Consider the following 14,749-nt stretch of genomic DNA (forward strand, 5'->3'; position numbering starts at 1 on the left):
GTTCACCGGGGCGCGCCGCGCGGGGCCACGGCGTCCCAGCCGGTGGACGGCGGTAGCGTGAGCAGGCGTGACAGTCGTACACCCGATTCACACGGCCTGGCTGACCACCGGGGCCACCGGCGCGCAGAACTACGACGAGTTCGCCGACGACGCCGAGATCACCGAGATCATCGCCGCCAACCCGCGTAGCGCGCTCGCTGTCGAGATGCCGCACCGGGCGCCGGACAGCCTGGGCAGCTCCTTCACGGACAGCCTGCCCGCCGCGGTGGCGCGGCTGACCGAGGCCAAGGACGCCGGGGCGTATCGCGCCGCCGAGGACGTGGTGGTGCTCTACGCCATCACCGCGCCCGACGGCGCCGTCGCGTACGGCCTGTGGAGCATGGTCGACACCGACCAGATCTCCACCAGCGCCGACGAGCCCGGCCTGGTGATCCGCAACGAGGACGTGTTCATCGAGAAGGTGCGCGAGCGGGTGGCCCTGGCGCAGGCGCTCGGTCACCTGCTGTCGCCGGTGCTGCTGCTGCAGACCGGCCGCGGCGACGAGCTGCACGCGGCGCTGGCCGAGGCGGTCGCCCAGGCGGGTGAGCCGGCCGCGACCGACGTCGACCCGGCGGGGCGTACCCACGCGATCTGGCCGGTGCCCGCGGGGCCGCAGGCCGACGCGCTGCGGGCGCTCGCGGGCGGGGGCGACCTGGTGGTGGCCGACGGCAACCACCGCAGCCTGGCCGCGCAGACCGGCGGCTACGAGCGCTTCCTCGCCGTGGTGACCACCCCGGCCTCGGTGGCGATCCAGCCCTACAACCGCCTGGTGCACAAGCTCGACGTCACCGTCGAGGAGCTGCTGGCCCGGCTGGAGAAGGCCGGCGCGACGGTGGGTGAGGGCACCGCCGAGGTGCCCGCCACGGGCGGCACGATCCACCTGTACGCGGGCGGCCGCGCCTACGCGGTCACCCTGCCCCGGGATCCGGCCGGCTCGGTGGTGGACAACATCGACCACGCGCTGGTGGAGCGGGTGCTGTTCGGCGAGGCGCTGGACCTGGAGCCCGGCGACAAGCGGATCACCTACGTCGGCGGCGACTACCCGGCGTCCTGGCTGACCGGTGAGGTCGACGCCGGTCGGGCCGCGCTGGCCGTGCTGATCGCCCCGGTCACCGTGGACGACTTCGTCGAGGTCAACCTGGCCCGGCAGAAGATGCCGCGCAAGAGCACCTGGTTCACCCCCAAGGCCCGCGCCGGCCTGGTCGTCGCCCAGCTGCCGTGACACCGCCGCCGTGTGCCCGGGTCCCGCGCGGGTCCGGGCACACGGCTGGCAGACTTTGACCATGCGCGTATATCTTGCGGCGGACCACGCCGGATTCGAGCTGAAGGCCCACCTGCTCACCGAACTGCAGGCCAAGGGGTATGACGTGGTCGACGTCGGCGCGCACGCCTACGACGCCGAGGACGACTACCCGTCGTTCTGCCTGCACGCGGGGCACCGCGTGGTCACCGACCCGGGCAGCCTGGGCGTGGTGATCGGCGGCTCCGGCAACGGGGAGCAGATCGCCGCGAACAAGGTGCCGGGCGTGCGGGCCGCGCTGGCCTGGAACATCGACACGGCCACCCTGTGCCGCCAGCACAACGACGCCAACGTGGTGGGCATCGGCGCGCGCCAGCACTCGCTGGAGGAGGCCACCGCGATCGTGGAGGCCTTCCTGAGCACGCCGTTCTCGCAGGCGGACCGGCACTCCCGGCGGATCGAGCAGGTCGCCCTGTTCGAGAAGACCGGCGAGCTGCCGCCGCTGCCGAACTGACGGCTTTCCGACTGCCCCCGCGAGCTCAGCGCAGCGGGTCGCGCGGCACCCAGCCGCGGCGCACGATCTCCAGCTCGGCCTCGGCGCGGGCCAGGTCGTCGGCCGTGGGCCGGGCGGCGTCGCGCGCCCGCAGCGCCGCGGACAGGCTGATCTGCGACGCGCCGGGCCCGATCAGCCCGCGCAGGCCGCGTTCGAGGTCGTGGTCGTCATCGTCGTCGGAGCGACCACGGTGCCGCCGGCGCTCGTACTCCTGCATCCCGCCAGGCTAGCCGAGTGCGCGCGGGCGCCGGAATACTCGGCTGGCGGTGTCGTGCGCGCCGACTAGCATGGCGGCGTGACTGAGGGGACCGATCCGACACACGAACTGCGCCTGGACCGTACGCAGGAGATCCCGACCGAGGCGCTGCACCCGCAGCAGAACAGGCCCGGTCAGAAAGACTTCAGGACGGGCGTGGCCGCGGTGCCCGCCCAGCGTCAGGTGGAGCAGACCGTCTCCTTCGAGCCGACGCTGGTGCCGGGCCAGATCGTGACGTCCGGCCAGCTGAAGCGGCCGGACGTGCCGCTGAACGTGCGCCTGCGCCAGCTGAAGGCGGGTGGCCGGTGGAGCGTGGCCGGCGCGATCTTCCTGCTGGTGAGCTGGGGCCTGTGGGCCGCCTCGGCGGGGGGCGACGGCGATCACGGCACCGCGACGCTGGCGCTGTTCCTGGTGCTGGTGGTGGCGGTGGGCCTGTTCGCGCTGAGCCGCCTGGTCGGCGGCGTGGTGCTGGAGAAGATCATGGGCCGGACCCGGCGCAGCGCCTGGCTGTCGCACGCGTTCATCGGCCTGTTCCTGGTCGCCGCCGGTGTGTCGTATCTGAGCAGCATCCACTGGGTCGTGGACGCCTGGAACTTCCTGCGCGGCGTGCGCTGAGCCGTTAGGAAGACCGAAGCCTTCCCGAAGATCGCCGTCCCGGGCCGGGACGGCGATCTTCGCGTTTCCCGGCCACGTCCCGCGGGCATGAAATAGGGTCAAATGCCGCAGGTCGGCTCGGGAGCGCGGGAGGTGCGGGGTGCGGGTGCGTCAGCCGCTGACCGCCGCGAGCGCCGTCATGGCGCTCGGTCTCTGGCTCACCGTCATGTCCGTCGTGCTGCGCGATCCCGGCACCGGCGACAGCGGCGCCGTGCCCACGCCGCCGCGCGCCGTCGCCCCGGCGCGCCACGACCCGACCTGGCCGCCCGAACCCTCCGGATCACCGACCGAGGTGGGCCGGACGCCGGTGGGCCCGGCGCCGACCATGGTGGGCCGTACGCCCGCCCCGGCCGGCCTCGCGCCGTACGCGGGCACCTGGCGGGCGCACGGCTCCGAGCTGACGATCGGGCCTGACGGCGCCACCGAGGTGCTCCGGCTCGGGCCCTGCCGGGGCCTGTCCGCCGGGATCGACTGCGTCGCCACCGCGACGCTGCGCGCCGATCTGAGCAAGGGCGAGCCGGAGCTGGTGTACACCGGCTTCCGGTACACCGACGGCAGCGGGGCGGTCGTGGTGCCGGACAGCCTGGAGGGGCTGCCCGTGGCCGGGGACGGCTACCGGCTGCGCGTGTTCGCGCCCGGCGTCATCGAGCTGGTCCCGCTCACCCCGCACCTGCGCCAGATCATGGGCACCCCGTACCGCTGCGCCGCGGGCGCGAACGAGTACGCCCACCAGCGCCTCTGCAACGCCTGACCTCGGTCAGGGCGCGAAGGTCACCACGACGCCGGGATCGCCCAGCGAGCTGACGCCGAACGTGTCGTCGGGGCGGCCGTCGGTGTCGAGGACCACCGCGATCAGCCGGCACGGGAAGAACTCGTCCCGGCAGTCGGTCAGGTCGGCCAGGTGGCGGTAGACCGGCACCTTGACCCGGAAGGTGTCGTTGTCGCGCAGGGGCACCGACACCAGCGGCAGCTGCCCGCTGCAGCCGCTGCCCTGGACCAGCTGGTAGCAGCGCGCCTGCACGATGGTGACGTACCTGCCCTGGGAGCCCTTCGCCGAGCCGGTGACGATCACCTGCTGCCCGTCGACGAGCCCGGCGGACTGCGACAGCGCGACGGTGGCGGGGGCGCCGACGAAGTACAGCAGGCCGCTCGGCACCGAGTGCAGCTCACCGGTCACGGCGTCGGTCCACTCCAGGAAGTAGCGGCAGATGTCGGCGCGGCAGTAGACGGGCACCGGATCGCCGTACTCCAGGCTGCGGTAGACCAGCGGGAACGGGTTGAACGAGTCGTTGTACGAGCCCGCGCCGTCGGTGCTGCCCGTACGCAGCACCGGGCAGCCCAGGACGTCGCCGTCCACCTGGTACGACGGCTGGTCGCACTGCACGACGCGGATCGGGGTGCTCGGTGGCAGGCCGCTGCCCTTGACGATGACGTACGTGTAAGCGTCCAGCCCGCGCGACGGGTGCGCGGAGGCGGTGGGGGCGAGGCCGGCCCGCGCGGCGGGCGGGGCGGGCGCGGCGGCCGCCGGTTCGAGACCGATGGCGGTGGCGGTGGCGGCGAGCACGGCGGCACACAGGACGGCGCGGAGTTTCATCAGGAATCCCTTCGCTGACGGTAATCTTCCCGACGCAGTCTGTGTCATCCGCCCGGCGTGCGGAAAGCAACTGTCCGACAACGACGGACGGCAACCGTCCGGACAGGTCAGCGGTGACGTGCGCGGACGGCGCTGAGCGAGGCGCGGGCCAGCGCCGTCTCCGGGTGCCGCGGGCCGAGCACGAGCCGGCGCGCGGCCAGCACCTCGGCCAGCTCCGCCTCCGCCGCCGCGTACGCGCCGAGGTCGACCAGCAGCAGCCCGATCCGGTGCCGGGTGACCAGCACCGCCGGATGCCGGTCGCCGAGCAGCCCGCGCCGCTGCGCCAGCAGCTCGCGGGCCTCGGCCAGGGCCTGCTCGCGCTCGCCCAAGTCGTGCCGCACCTCGATCAGCGCCTGGCGGCTGAGCAGCGTCCGTGGATGCTCCGGCCCGAGCACCCGCAGGTAGTCGTCCACCAGCGCCTCCAGCGCCGCCCGCGCACCGGCCAGGTCGTCCCGGTCGTGCGCGAGGCGCGCGAGGTGGTAGCGGGTGACCAGGGTCGCCGGGTGCTCCGCGCCGAGCAGCCGGGTGCGGGCCGCCAGCACCGAGGCCAGCTCGCGGCCCGCCTGCTCGTGGCGGCCCAGCGCGCGCAGCGCGTCGGCGGCGTTGTTGCGGCTGGTCAGGGTGTCCGGGTGGTCCTCGCCGAGCACGGCCCGCCGCGCGTCGAGCGTCTTGCGGAACAGCCGCCAGGCCGCGTCGAGCTGCCCGGCGTCGCGCAGCGCCCGGCCCAGGTAGTGCTGCGTGGTGAGCGTGTCGGGGTGCGCCGGGCCGAGCGTCTGCGTGCGGGCCCGCAGCACCGCGCGCAGGCCGCGGCTGGCGTCGCCGAGCCGCCCCAGGTCGTACCAGACCCGGCTCAGGTCGTGCTGCACCTCCAGCACCCGGGGGTCGTGCTCGCCGAGCGCGGCGATCCCCAGCCGCACCAGCCGGGCGTACGCGGCCTCGGCGCGGGCGGGCTGCCCGGAGGCGCGCAGGTAGCGGGCGGCGAGCGTGGCGGCGGTCAGCACGCCGGGCGGCACCGCGCGCGGGCTGATGCCGAACCCGAGCACCAGGTCCAGCGGGCTGAAGGTGTGGTCGACCAGCGACCGCCACTGCTCCCAGGTGGCCGGGTCGCGCGGGTCCAGCTCGGTGGCCGCGCCCGCCACCAGCTCGGTGACCAGGGCGAGGTGCTCGCCGATCCGGTCCCGCACGTCCGGCGCGCGGCGGGACATGTCCCGGACGAGCTGGTGCACCACGACGACGTCGGTCGGGCCGGGGCCGGCGGGCTCGACGATGCCGAGCCCGGCCAGCGCCCGCAGCGTCTCCCAGACCTCGCGCCCGGACACCGGCCCGAACAGCGGGGACAGCGACAGCGTGGCCGGGCGCAGCAGCAGCCCGCTGGGCACGGGCGCCGGGCCCAGGCAGGACAGCAGGCGCAGCAGCGGCCGGGCGGTCGGCTGGCCGCGCCCGGCCAGCAGGTCCAGCGACAGCTCCCAGGTGCGGCCCACCGCGTCCCCGGCCGGACCGTCGCCGGGCGGCCCGGTGCGGGCCAGCACCTCGGCATGGCGGCCCTCGTCCAGCGCCCGGTCGTAGCCGGCGAAGGTGCGCGCGGCCCGCGGCCCGGCGAACGCGGCGGGGATGGCGGCCACCTCGGCGACGTGCCGCCCGGCCAGGCACAGCGCGAGCGGCAGCCCGCCCAGCCGCGCGGCGAGGTCCCGGGCCTGCTCCTCCGTGCCGGCCCCGGGCCCGGCGAGATCGGTGAGCACCCGGGCCGCGTCGGCGGCGTCGAGCGGCCGCACGGGGATCAGCTCCAGCCACGGCGGCGGCGGATCGCCCCAGGTGCCCACACTGCCGTCCCGGGTGGTGACCAGCACCAGGCCCCGTCCGGTGCGGACCGAGCGCATCCAGCCGTTGCCGTCGCCGACCGCCGCGCCGGGCAGGGCCAGCGTCCCGGGCGGGTCGTCGGCGTTGTCGAGGACCAGCAGCCACGGTCCGGGGTACGCCTCCAGCAGCCGCCATACGAGATCGGGCGGGCTGCCCGCCTTGATCTGGTCCGGGTCGGCGCCCAGCTCGGCGGACAGCGCCTGCATGCCGGCCATGACGGTGTCCGGGTCCTGTCCGGACACCCACCAGGCCGGGATGCCGCGTTCGGCCGCCATCCGGGCGGCGAGCAGCGCGACGGTGCTCTTCCCGGAGCCGCCCAGCCCGCACAGGACCAGCACGTCCGCGGCGAGGGCGGCCCGCTGCCCGGCGAGCGCGTCGAGGTCGCGGCGCAGCCGCTCGGTCACCTCGTGGCGGCCGCGCACCTCGGGGCCACGGGTGAGCCGGTCCACCGGCGGCCTGGTCGAGACGAGCACCCGGCGCCCGTCGGGACGGGCCGCGGCGGTGTCCGGCGGCGGGACAGGCGGCCCGGCCGGGGAGGTGGGGGAGGTCTGGTCGCCGCCGGCCCGGCGGGCCCGCCGCAGCGCCTGCCACCACAGGTGCACCTGCGCCTGGTCGGTCACGCCGCAGGCGGCCAGGATCCGGGGGAACTGGTCGGCCGGGCGCAGCGCGGGCAGGTGCTTGCCGCTGAGGTAGCCGCCGACGGTGCTGGCCGGGGCGCCCACCGCCGCGGCGATCTCGCGTACGGTCACCCCGGCGCGGTCCTTGGCCAGGGTCAGCTCGCGGGCGAAGTCGGTCTTGGTGGCGATACGCCGGGGCTCGGGCCGGTCGGGCGGCAGGGCCGGATCGCTGGTCACTGCGCTGCGCCCTCCGTCGTCGGCCGTCTCTCCCAGCCAACTCCGCGGCGCGGCGGCAGTCAATGTCGCCTTCCGGGCAGCGGGGGAGGCTCGCGCGCGCCTCCCGCCGCGTTGCGGGCCTGCTCGATCCCGGCGACGCCCGTCGCGCGGGCCGGTCAGCAGGAGATGCGGAACATCGAGAACACCTTGCCGAGCAGCCAGCCCCAGCCCGACACGCAGTGCGACTCCATGGTGGTCACCTCCCTCCTCAGACCGCGCCACCGGGCCGTCCGCCCGGCCGGTGGTACGCGGTCAGCACACCGCCGCGAGGCGTCCCCGGGGCCGGTGACGCGGCCACTCCGGACAGCCCCGGACGCGGTCCGGCCAGGCCGCGGGGGGTGTGCGGGTCAGCCGTGCGGGGAGGTCCGTCCCGCCGGGCCGTTGCCTATAGTGGATGAGACATTCACGGTGGTGAGCGGAGCGCCGGAGGCGCCGGATGGGGAGACCAGCCGTGCCGATCGAGAGCGCTGCGCTGGCGAAGGAGCTGGCCCAGCTGTGCAAGGGGCGGGCGATGCTGCACCCCGTGCTGCGCGAGCGGCTCGGCCCGCAGGTGCGGGCCGCGTTCGGCATCGAGGACGCCGACCAGCCGCCGGCCGTCCGCAGCAAGGTGCGGTCGTGCGTGCGGCGCCTGCTGCACGACGAGGAGCTGCAGAAGGCCGCGCTCGCGGCGCTCGCCCTGCTGCCCCGGGCGGACCAGGGCCTGCTGAAGGATCGCGAGACCGCGTTCGCCCGCATGCGCAGCTTCGAGGCCCGCACCGCCCGCCGCCGGATGCGCCGGGCGATCCGCGAGCTGGTGAACGCGCTCGCCGAGGAGCACCACGGCCGGTCCACCCCCGACGTACGCTGCGACGACGACGGCATCGTGGTGCGCACCTTCCACGCGCGCATGCGGCTGGACTCGGCCCAGCCCCGCCTGTACGAGCGGCGCACGGTGGAGGTGACCGTCGACCGGCTCGACCGGATCGCGGTCCGGCTGACCGTGCCGCAGCCGGAGCCGGACGCCGCCGAGAGCGACGTCGAGGTGTGCGGCGGGTTCGGCGGGGAGGTCGGGGAGCTGCGGCGCACCTCGCCGGTGGACTTCGAGTGGACGCTGCGCCTGCCGCGTACGCTGCGGCTGGGCGACACGCACGAGTACGGGGTGGACTTCACCATCCCGCCGGGCCGGCGGATGCGGCCGCACTACGTGTTCCAGCCGCTGGTGCCGTGCGAGCGGTTCGAGCTGGAGGTCCGGTTCGACCCGGCCCGGCTGCCCGAGCACGTCTGGCTGATCGACGGGCTGATGCTGCGGGCGCTCGACCATCAGCAGGCGCAGCCGGAGCGGCTGGTGCCCGACGGCCGGGGCGCGGTGCAGCGGACGTTCACCAACCTGCGCCAGGGCATGGTGTACGGGGTGCGCTGGTCGCCGGCCGCCCCCTGACGGCGCTGTCCGTCAGGAGTCCGGTACGCCGCGCGCCGTTGACGAGCATCGATAGCCCACATTGGCCATTATGTTGGCCATTCCGGCGGCCTTTGCAGGCGCAAACTTGGCCACGATCGAGTGGAGATCGGTGGTCGAGGGGGCTCCAGATGATCGGACATCGTGCGACGCCGTCCGGCGGGACGCCCGGCGATCGGGCCATGCCCCGGCCACCCGTTCCCGTCCGCTCTGACCACATAGGCAGGGCGACCGACCGCTTAGGCACGGAAACGGACTCTTCGATTCCGAAGTGGCTTGCCTGACCGGTTATAAACAACGCTGGGTCTGTACTCGGTTACCGTCCGTGGGCTAGCTTCTGCACAGCTTGGTCGATTTCGATCACGTCGGCTCCGGACAAGCCCGTACACGCCGGCGACGGCGCCCCCTCCCCTGAACGTGCCATCTTCTTCCGCAAGCCTCCTGCTGGGAGAGAGGAGAACCCTGACGTGGTGGATGTCGATCCGACCGGCGGCTCGGCCGCGGTGGCCGAGCTGCGTTTCCTGGCGAGCCAGGGCCGGCTGGCCGCTACCGCGCGCACCGCGACGCCCCGGGAGCGGACGGCGCTCACCGGTGCCGCGTTCACGCTGGCCTGGCCCGTCGTGTTCCACCGGCTCACCCGGATGAACGAGCAGCGCCGCGGGCACTGGACGTGCGCCATCGCGGTGAACCGGCTCGCCGACGCCTGCCTGGACCGCTTCTACGACGACGTCGAGGCGGTGGTGGAGGACCTGCTGGCCCACGCCACCATGCAGATTCACAACGCCGAGGGCTGGATCAGCGGACGGCTGCGCGCCGTGACGATCGACGCGCACCGCCGCCGCCGCGGGGCCCGCGGCGCGCAGCAGCGGCCGCGGCTGCCCCGCTGGCTCGCCGACGGGCTCGGCCACGACCCGTGGCTCACCGTGCTCGCCATCGAGATCCTGGTCTGGGTCGGCGTGCCCGGCACCGCAGGCGGGCTGCTCTGGCCGCTGGACAGCTGGGCGCAGCGCCGCGTCGCGGTCACCGGCGACGTGGCCGGCAGCGACGTACGGGCCGTGCAGCGTGACGTCGACCGGGTGCTCGCCGTGATGCGCACCAAGGAGCGCTGGTACGCCGACTACGTGGAGCGGCCGCTGGGAGCCAAGACCCCGCCGACGGCACCGGCGTTCGTGGACCGGAACGCGGCCGTGGTCGAGCCGCCCGCCCTGCTGCTGACCGAGCCGCACGAGGTGGCCGACGGCTGGCTGTCCGAACTCGCCGCGCTCGCGCTGATCGCGCTGCGGCAGGCCGATCCGTGCGACGACGCCGCGATCGAGCGGATCGTCACGAAGGTGTTCGGCCGGGTCGACACGGCCGGGGCGATGGCCGCCGCGCCGCATGCCAGCGACGGGCTCGACGCGCTCGTGGACGACAGGGCCGAGCTACGCCGTATCGTCGCCGCGGTCCGCGCCGTCCTCGCGGGCGGCTGACGCCGCGGCGATCTCCGCGCGCAACAGGGCGGCCCGGGAGTCGACGTAAGCGGCCAGAGACCCCGGGTCCGTGCCGCGGGCGAGCGCGTCCGCGGCCGCCTTGCCGATCTCACTCTCCAGCAGGGCCAGCAGGCGCTGCCGCGTCACGTCGTCAGGGTCGCCGGCGGGCGTGGTGTCGCCGGTCGCGCGAGGGCCGGCGGGATCACTCAGTGACATGACGCGCCGCCGTTCGGTCCGCGGGTGACGATCTTCACGACCGAGGTGCACCAGTCCCCGGCCGCGCGTGGGCTGCGTACCGCGTCCCGGTGGTGCACGCCCAGCGCCAGGTGCTCGGCGATGCCGTCGAGGGCCGCCGAGCGGTGGGCAGGGCGATCGGTGGTGCCCAGCCGGGTGAGGGTGAAGGACTCGGGGTTGATCTTGTCCTCCGACGCGATCAGCATGAGCCAGTCTTGCACCAGGGGGCAAGACCCGCCCATCCGGTCCTCGGGGATGCGCAGTTCGAACGGGTGCCCCTCGCCCGCCGCCGCCGAGGCGCCCGCGTCCAGGCGGCCGCCCGGGAACATCCCGGCGTCGATCGCGAACCGGTCGGTCAGGTTCAGCAGCACGCAGTACAGCGGTCGCGGCGCCGCGCTGTCCAGCCGCAGGAACACCTGTGGCGGCGCGCCGCCCGGGGTGTACGCCAGCTCGATGACGCCGCGCGGGCCCACCGGCAGCCCGGCGCGGTCGCGGGGCGCGCGGACGTCGCCGGGCTCCGCCGGGATGACCTGAAGGCGCACCAGGTCCGCCAGCCCCGAGCCCGGATTCCTGATCTCGCGTATCCGCCGCCAGCGCGCCACGTGCTCCAGCCGCCGCACCACCTCGCCGGGCGACGGGCTCTCCGGCCCGGCCGACGCCGTCGCCAGCATGGCCCCGTCGGTGCTGCGGATCACCGGGACCCCCTGCCGAGGCAGCGCCACCACCAGCTCCGCCGCCTCCCCGGCCGCGTCCCGCGGCACCAGCCGCAGGTACGGCGAGGGGACACCGCCGGGCCCGGCGGCCGCGATCGCCGCCCGGATCGCCGCCGCGGCCGGCTCGTCGTCCCCGTCGTCGCCGCCCACCGTCACCGGCGTGGGCGGCGTCGCCACCGCGGACAGCACCACCGGATAGACCGTGCCCGGCACCGGCGTCCAGCCGAGCGGCTCGACCTCGCAGCGAGCCGGGGTAACCGCGACCACCCTCGCCTCCAGCGGCGGCCGCGACCCGTGTACGGCCACCCGCGCCGACCCGTCCGACGGCATGCCGTGCACGGAGCCGACGTCGACGATCCACCGCCCGGACCCCTCCCGCATCGCCATGCCGGCGACCGGCGGGCGCACCTGCCCGCCGAGGAACGGCTGGTCGGCGATCGGCGCGGCGGCCGGGTACAGCCCCGGGGTCTGCTCCTTGATCCGGTTCTCCACGAACGACAGCACCGCGGGCACCAGCTCCCGGTAGGTGCGCGGAGCACCGGCCCGCCGCAGCTCGGCGAGCAGGCCCAGGCTGAACACGCCCCGCTGCGCGCCGTCCGGGCCCCGGCACTCGAACGCCCGCTGGTTGTCCTGGCAGGCGCTGAGCAGCACGTGGTCCGGGGCCGCGGGCGGCCCACCGGCCGTGAGCAGCTCCAGGACCCCGGGCAGCATCGCCGCCGGCTCGGGCGCGAGCGCGGGGGCGGGCGTGTGCCGGGCCCGTGCCGAGGGCAGGGTGCGCGTGCCGCCGCCGGCATGGCAGCAGTCGAGCACCACCGCCACGTGCGGCCCGCGCGCGGCGACCTCCTTGATGACCAGGGCAAGCTCCTTGTCGTACAGGTCGGCCCCGCCCGGCTCCCGGCTGTCCGCGCACACCAGCGTCTGCATGGTCGTCCCGCTGCTCTCCAGGTGCCAGCCCACGTCCGGGACCGGCGCGGTCGAGCCGTGCCCGGAGTACCAGAACAGCGCGCTGTCACCCGGCCCCGCCTGACCCAGGTGCTCTCGGAAGAGGTCCACCACCGCGCTCTTCGTCGCCGCGCCGTCGGCCAGCATCCGGATGTCGCCCTGCGGGATGCCCGCGTCCAGGAGGTAACGCCGCGCGTCCACCACGTCGTTCACGCAGCCGCGCAACTCGGGCACCGGTTCCCGGTAGGCGTCGATCCCCACGAGTAAGGCGTACACACGGTCCATGGGTTCTCCCTGCCGATCCGGGTATCGCATCCGACTCCCTCTGACGGACAGCCGGGACGGCCCATCCCGCGCCGACCGAAAAGCGATGCGATATCGGTGGTTCGGGCCAGGTCCGTGTCACGTCCGCCGGACCAGCAGCACCAGCCTGACCAGCCGCGCGGGGAACGTCTCCGCGACCGTGTACCCGTCACGCAGCGGCCCGGCCTTCTCCGTCGGCAACCCGGCGAGAGGATCGTCCGCCCCGGCCACCACGACCAGCCAGATCCGGGGCGCCTCGCCCAGACACGCCCGCCCGCACTCGGCTGCCGCGTAGGTGCCGCGCGACTCCGGCAGCGCCAGGAACGCGTCCCGGGGCGCGGCCGCCCCGCGCAGGTGATACCGCAGCGACAGGCGCTCGTTCCAGGACGAGCCGCCGAACACGATCGCGTCACCGGGCTGCTGCCGGGCCGCCACCACCCCGGCGAGCGCCCGTAGATCGGGCTGCCAGGCCGGATCCGCCCGCGCGTCGCGGTGGCCGGGCAGCGCGAGCGCGGCCAGCAGCACCAGCCCGGCCGTGCCCACGGCCCGGACGGTCCCCGGCGACCACCGGCGGGCGGCGGCGCCGTGCAGGTCGACCAGGGTGACCGCGGCGAGCACCGCCCACGCGGGCAGCACGTAGAGCAGGTAGCGGGGCACGAACAGGTCCTGCACCGGGCGCAGCGCGTACAGCAGCAGGATCGGGGCCCACGACCAGATCGCCAGCAGCCACACCGCGTCCGGCTCGGTGCGCCGGCGCCGCACGACCGCGGCGGCCACCGCCGCGACGACTACCAGCGGCAGCAGGTACGAGAACAGCAGCTCGCCGAGCACGCTGAACAGTGCCCACCAGGGCGTGTCGATCCAGCTCACCTGGCCGGTCTGGCCCCGCGCCGCCCACAGCGACGCCAGGCCCGGCGCGGCCGCCACCGCTCCGGCGGGCAGGAACGCCCCGGCCCGCCCGCGCCGCCAGGCCCAGGCGGCGTGTGCGAGCAGGAAGGGCAGCGCCAGCGGGTGCAGCGCCGTGGTCAGCGCGCCGGTGGCGGCGTACGCCGTCCAGCGGGCGGGCCCCGGGCGCTCGACGGCCCGGAGCAGCAGCAGCGCCGAGCCGGTCACCCCGGCCATGACCAGGGCGTACGGGCGCGCCTCCTGCGCGTACCGGGTGATGCCGGGCAGCAGCGTGAAGACGACCCCGGCGACCAGGCCGATCCGTGCGCCGAACAGCCGCCCGCCCAGCGCGGCGGTCATCGCGGCCGCCGCGGCCATCGCGAGCAGTGCTTGCGTCCGCAGGGCGAGCGCGGAGTCGCCGAACACGGCCACCCAGGCCCGCATGAACAGGTAGTACGGCGCGAGGACCACGTCGTTGTGGCCGAGCAGCTCACGGAACTCTGCCCAGGAGATGGTCGACGCCCACCACGTCGCCAGCTCGTCCTGCCACACCTGCCGCCCGGTCACCCCGATCGAGCCAACGACCAGCATGAGCAGCGCGGGCACCGCGGCGGCCACGGCCGGCCGTGCGGTCGGAGAGGCGGACGCCGGATCGGCATCGACATATGGGAGCGTTTCCATGCGATGACGGTAGGGCCACTTCCGCGGCCGGGCAACGGGTTGTCACGGCGACACCGCTCGCTTTGCACCCCTGCCTAAGATCTGCGCCATGCCATCCGAGCCTTCGCCCGCCCGGTCGAGGGACCGACTCCGGCCGAGCCGGCGCAGGCGGCGAACGCCGTCACCGCCACGGCGGGCACCTGCCCGACTCGGCTATCGATCCATCCCTATCGAATTGAGAAGCCTCAATCTAGGATGCTGACTTGTCAGTCCCTAGCTGGAGGCCCCCATGAATCGCCGTATCACCCAAGCGCTGCTGGTCGCCCTGGTCGCGCTTTCCCCTGCGGTGCTGCAGGCCGCGCCCGCCCACGCCGCCTCGTGGTCTGCCGTGTTCATCGAGAGCCAGCTGACCCACACCTGCGCCGCGGTTGCCGACTCCGCCGATGGCACGGCCGTCACTCAGGAGATCTGCGCCGACGTCGACCTCATGCTGTGGAACGTCACCGAGGTCGCTCCCGGGGCATACCGGATCACCAACCTCGCCAGCAGTAAGTGCCTGACCGCGGTCCTCGTGACCGGATCGCCGGTGCAGCAGCTGACCTGCAACGGGAGCGGCGCACAGCAATGGATCGGCAACGGATCGGGCAACACGTTCCGGTTCGAGAACGTGGCCAGCGGCCGATGCCTGGCCCGGCCGGGCAAGGATCCGGGCACCGCGCTGGTCCACGGCAGCTGCGCGGTTCCCTTCGCGCAGTGGAAGCTGCTCTACTGACGCCGCCGTCCCCGACGATCTGATCAGCGCCGCTTCCCGCGGTCGCGCGCGTCGAAAGGAAGGGCACCTTCTTAACGCTTTCCGTAGTAGAAGGTGCCCTTCTTACGCTGCCGGGCCGGGTGCCGCACCGGCCGGCCCGCGTGCGCCGTGGCGCGGCAGGCATGATCACGAGTTCGTGTCAGAAAGTGCAGTCAGGCCACAGGTTCTGACA

13 protein-coding genes are annotated in these 14,749 nt (G+C 74.6%); 7 read left to right on the forward strand and 6 right to left on the reverse strand.

Features of this window, described 5'->3' with window-relative positions:
* Positions 1 to 67: 67 nt before the first annotated feature.
* On the forward strand, positions 68 to 1,261 hold the full coding sequence (locus Cba03nite_RS32135; RefSeq protein WP_203754388.1) for a DUF1015 family protein: 1,194 nt from the start codon (positions 68 to 70) through the stop codon (positions 1,259 to 1,261).
* 61 nt (positions 1,262 to 1,322) lie between these two features.
* Positions 1,323 to 1,793: a ribose-5-phosphate isomerase gene (locus Cba03nite_RS32140; protein WP_203754390.1), complete on the forward strand. Its 471-nt coding sequence runs from the start codon at positions 1,323 to 1,325 to the stop codon at positions 1,791 to 1,793.
* 25 nt (positions 1,794 to 1,818) lie between these two features.
* On the opposite strand, the gene Cba03nite_RS32145 is transcribed toward Cba03nite_RS32140, so the two are convergent.
* The gene (locus Cba03nite_RS32145; RefSeq protein WP_144121103.1) at positions 1,819 to 2,049 is read right to left on the reverse strand and encodes a hypothetical protein; all 231 of its coding nucleotides are present in this window, start codon (positions 2,047 to 2,049) and stop codon (positions 1,819 to 1,821) included.
* 78 nt (positions 2,050 to 2,127) lie between these two features.
* On the opposite strand from Cba03nite_RS32145, the gene Cba03nite_RS32150 reads away from it, so the two are divergent.
* Positions 2,128 to 2,703: a hypothetical protein gene (locus tag Cba03nite_RS32150; protein WP_203754392.1), complete on the forward strand. Its 576-nt coding sequence runs from the start codon at positions 2,128 to 2,130 to the stop codon at positions 2,701 to 2,703.
* A 139-nt stretch (positions 2,704 to 2,842) separates the two neighbouring features.
* Positions 2,843 to 3,493 carry an adenine nucleotide alpha hydrolase family protein gene (locus Cba03nite_RS32155; RefSeq protein WP_203754394.1) on the forward strand — a complete coding sequence of 217 codons (651 nt, stop codon included), beginning with the start codon at positions 2,843 to 2,845 and terminating at the stop codon, positions 3,491 to 3,493.
* 6 nt (positions 3,494 to 3,499) lie between these two features.
* Here Cba03nite_RS32155 and Cba03nite_RS32160 read toward each other — a convergent pair whose 3' ends face one another.
* A complete protein-coding gene (locus Cba03nite_RS32160) occupies positions 3,500 to 4,336 on the reverse strand; it encodes a hypothetical protein (RefSeq protein ID WP_203754397.1) in 837 nt (278 codons plus the stop codon).
* A gap of 107 nt (positions 4,337 to 4,443) precedes the next feature.
* On the reverse strand, positions 4,444 to 7,086 hold the full coding sequence (locus Cba03nite_RS32165) for a tetratricopeptide repeat protein (RefSeq protein WP_203754400.1): 2,643 nt from the start codon (positions 7,084 to 7,086) through the stop codon (positions 4,444 to 4,446).
* 490 nt (positions 7,087 to 7,576) lie between these two features.
* Here Cba03nite_RS32165 and Cba03nite_RS32170 point away from each other — a divergent pair, with 490 nt between their 5' ends.
* Both Cba03nite_RS32170 and Cba03nite_RS32175 read left to right on the forward strand, forming a co-directional pair.
* Complete coding sequence (locus Cba03nite_RS32170; RefSeq protein ID WP_203754403.1) at positions 7,577 to 8,542, forward strand: hypothetical protein; 966 nt, start codon at positions 7,577 to 7,579, stop codon at positions 8,540 to 8,542.
* Positions 8,543 to 9,027: 485 nt separating this feature from the next.
* On the forward strand, positions 9,028 to 10,029 hold the full coding sequence (locus Cba03nite_RS32175; RefSeq protein ID WP_203754406.1) for a hypothetical protein: 1,002 nt from the start codon (positions 9,028 to 9,030) through the stop codon (positions 10,027 to 10,029).
* Here Cba03nite_RS32175 and Cba03nite_RS32180 read toward each other — a convergent pair.
* The 3 genes from Cba03nite_RS32180 to Cba03nite_RS32190 form a co-directional block, all read right to left on the reverse strand.
* The gene (locus Cba03nite_RS32180; protein ID WP_203754408.1) at positions 9,982 to 10,245 is read right to left on the reverse strand and encodes an RNA-binding protein; all 264 of its coding nucleotides are present in this window, start codon (positions 10,243 to 10,245) and stop codon (positions 9,982 to 9,984) included. The two genes, Cba03nite_RS32175 and Cba03nite_RS32180, sit on opposite strands and share 48 nt — an antisense overlap.
* Positions 10,236 to 12,203 (reverse strand): caspase family protein, encoded by a 1,968-nt coding sequence (locus Cba03nite_RS32185; protein WP_203754410.1) that lies wholly within the window; start codon positions 12,201 to 12,203, stop codon positions 10,236 to 10,238. Before Cba03nite_RS32185 ends, Cba03nite_RS32180 begins: the two co-directional genes overlap by 10 nt.
* A 117-nt stretch (positions 12,204 to 12,320) precedes the next feature.
* Positions 12,321 to 13,787 (reverse strand): glycosyltransferase family 39 protein, encoded by a 1,467-nt coding sequence (locus Cba03nite_RS32190; RefSeq protein ID WP_203754412.1) that lies wholly within the window; start codon positions 13,785 to 13,787, stop codon positions 12,321 to 12,323.
* Positions 13,788 to 14,055: 268 nt separating this feature from the next.
* On the opposite strand from Cba03nite_RS32190, the gene Cba03nite_RS32195 reads away from it, so the two are divergent.
* A complete protein-coding gene (locus Cba03nite_RS32195; protein WP_203754414.1) occupies positions 14,056 to 14,538 on the forward strand; it encodes an RICIN domain-containing protein in 483 nt (160 codons plus the stop codon).
* Positions 14,539 to 14,749 lie beyond the last annotated feature (211 nt).

This window comes from Catellatospora bangladeshensis, assembly GCF_016862575.1.
Taxonomy (GTDB): Bacteria; Actinomycetota; Actinomycetes; order Mycobacteriales; family Micromonosporaceae; genus Catellatospora; species Catellatospora bangladeshensis.

Bases quoted from the DNA above. Each gene is read 5' to 3' on its own strand.
- Cba03nite_RS32140 (WP_203754390.1), top strand. From the start codon at position 1,323: ATGCGCGTATATCTTGCGGCGGACCACGCCGGATTCGAGCTGAAGGCC.
- Cba03nite_RS32190 (WP_203754412.1), bottom strand. From the start codon at position 13,787: ATGGAAACGCTCCCATATGTCGATGCCGATCCGGCGTCCGCCTCTCCG.
- Cba03nite_RS32180 (WP_203754408.1), bottom strand. From the start codon at position 10,245: ATGTCACTGAGTGATCCCGCCGGCCCTCGCGCGACCGGCGACACCACG.
- Cba03nite_RS32160 (WP_203754397.1), bottom strand. From the start codon at position 4,336: ATGAAACTCCGCGCCGTCCTGTGTGCCGCCGTGCTCGCCGCCACCGCC.
- Cba03nite_RS32145 (WP_144121103.1), bottom strand. From the start codon at position 2,049: ATGCAGGAGTACGAGCGCCGGCGGCACCGTGGTCGCTCCGACGACGAT.
- Cba03nite_RS32195 (WP_203754414.1), top strand. From the start codon at position 14,056: ATGAATCGCCGTATCACCCAAGCGCTGCTGGTCGCCCTGGTCGCGCTT.
- Cba03nite_RS32185 (WP_203754410.1), bottom strand. From the start codon at position 12,203: ATGGACCGTGTGTACGCCTTACTCGTGGGGATCGACGCCTACCGGGAA.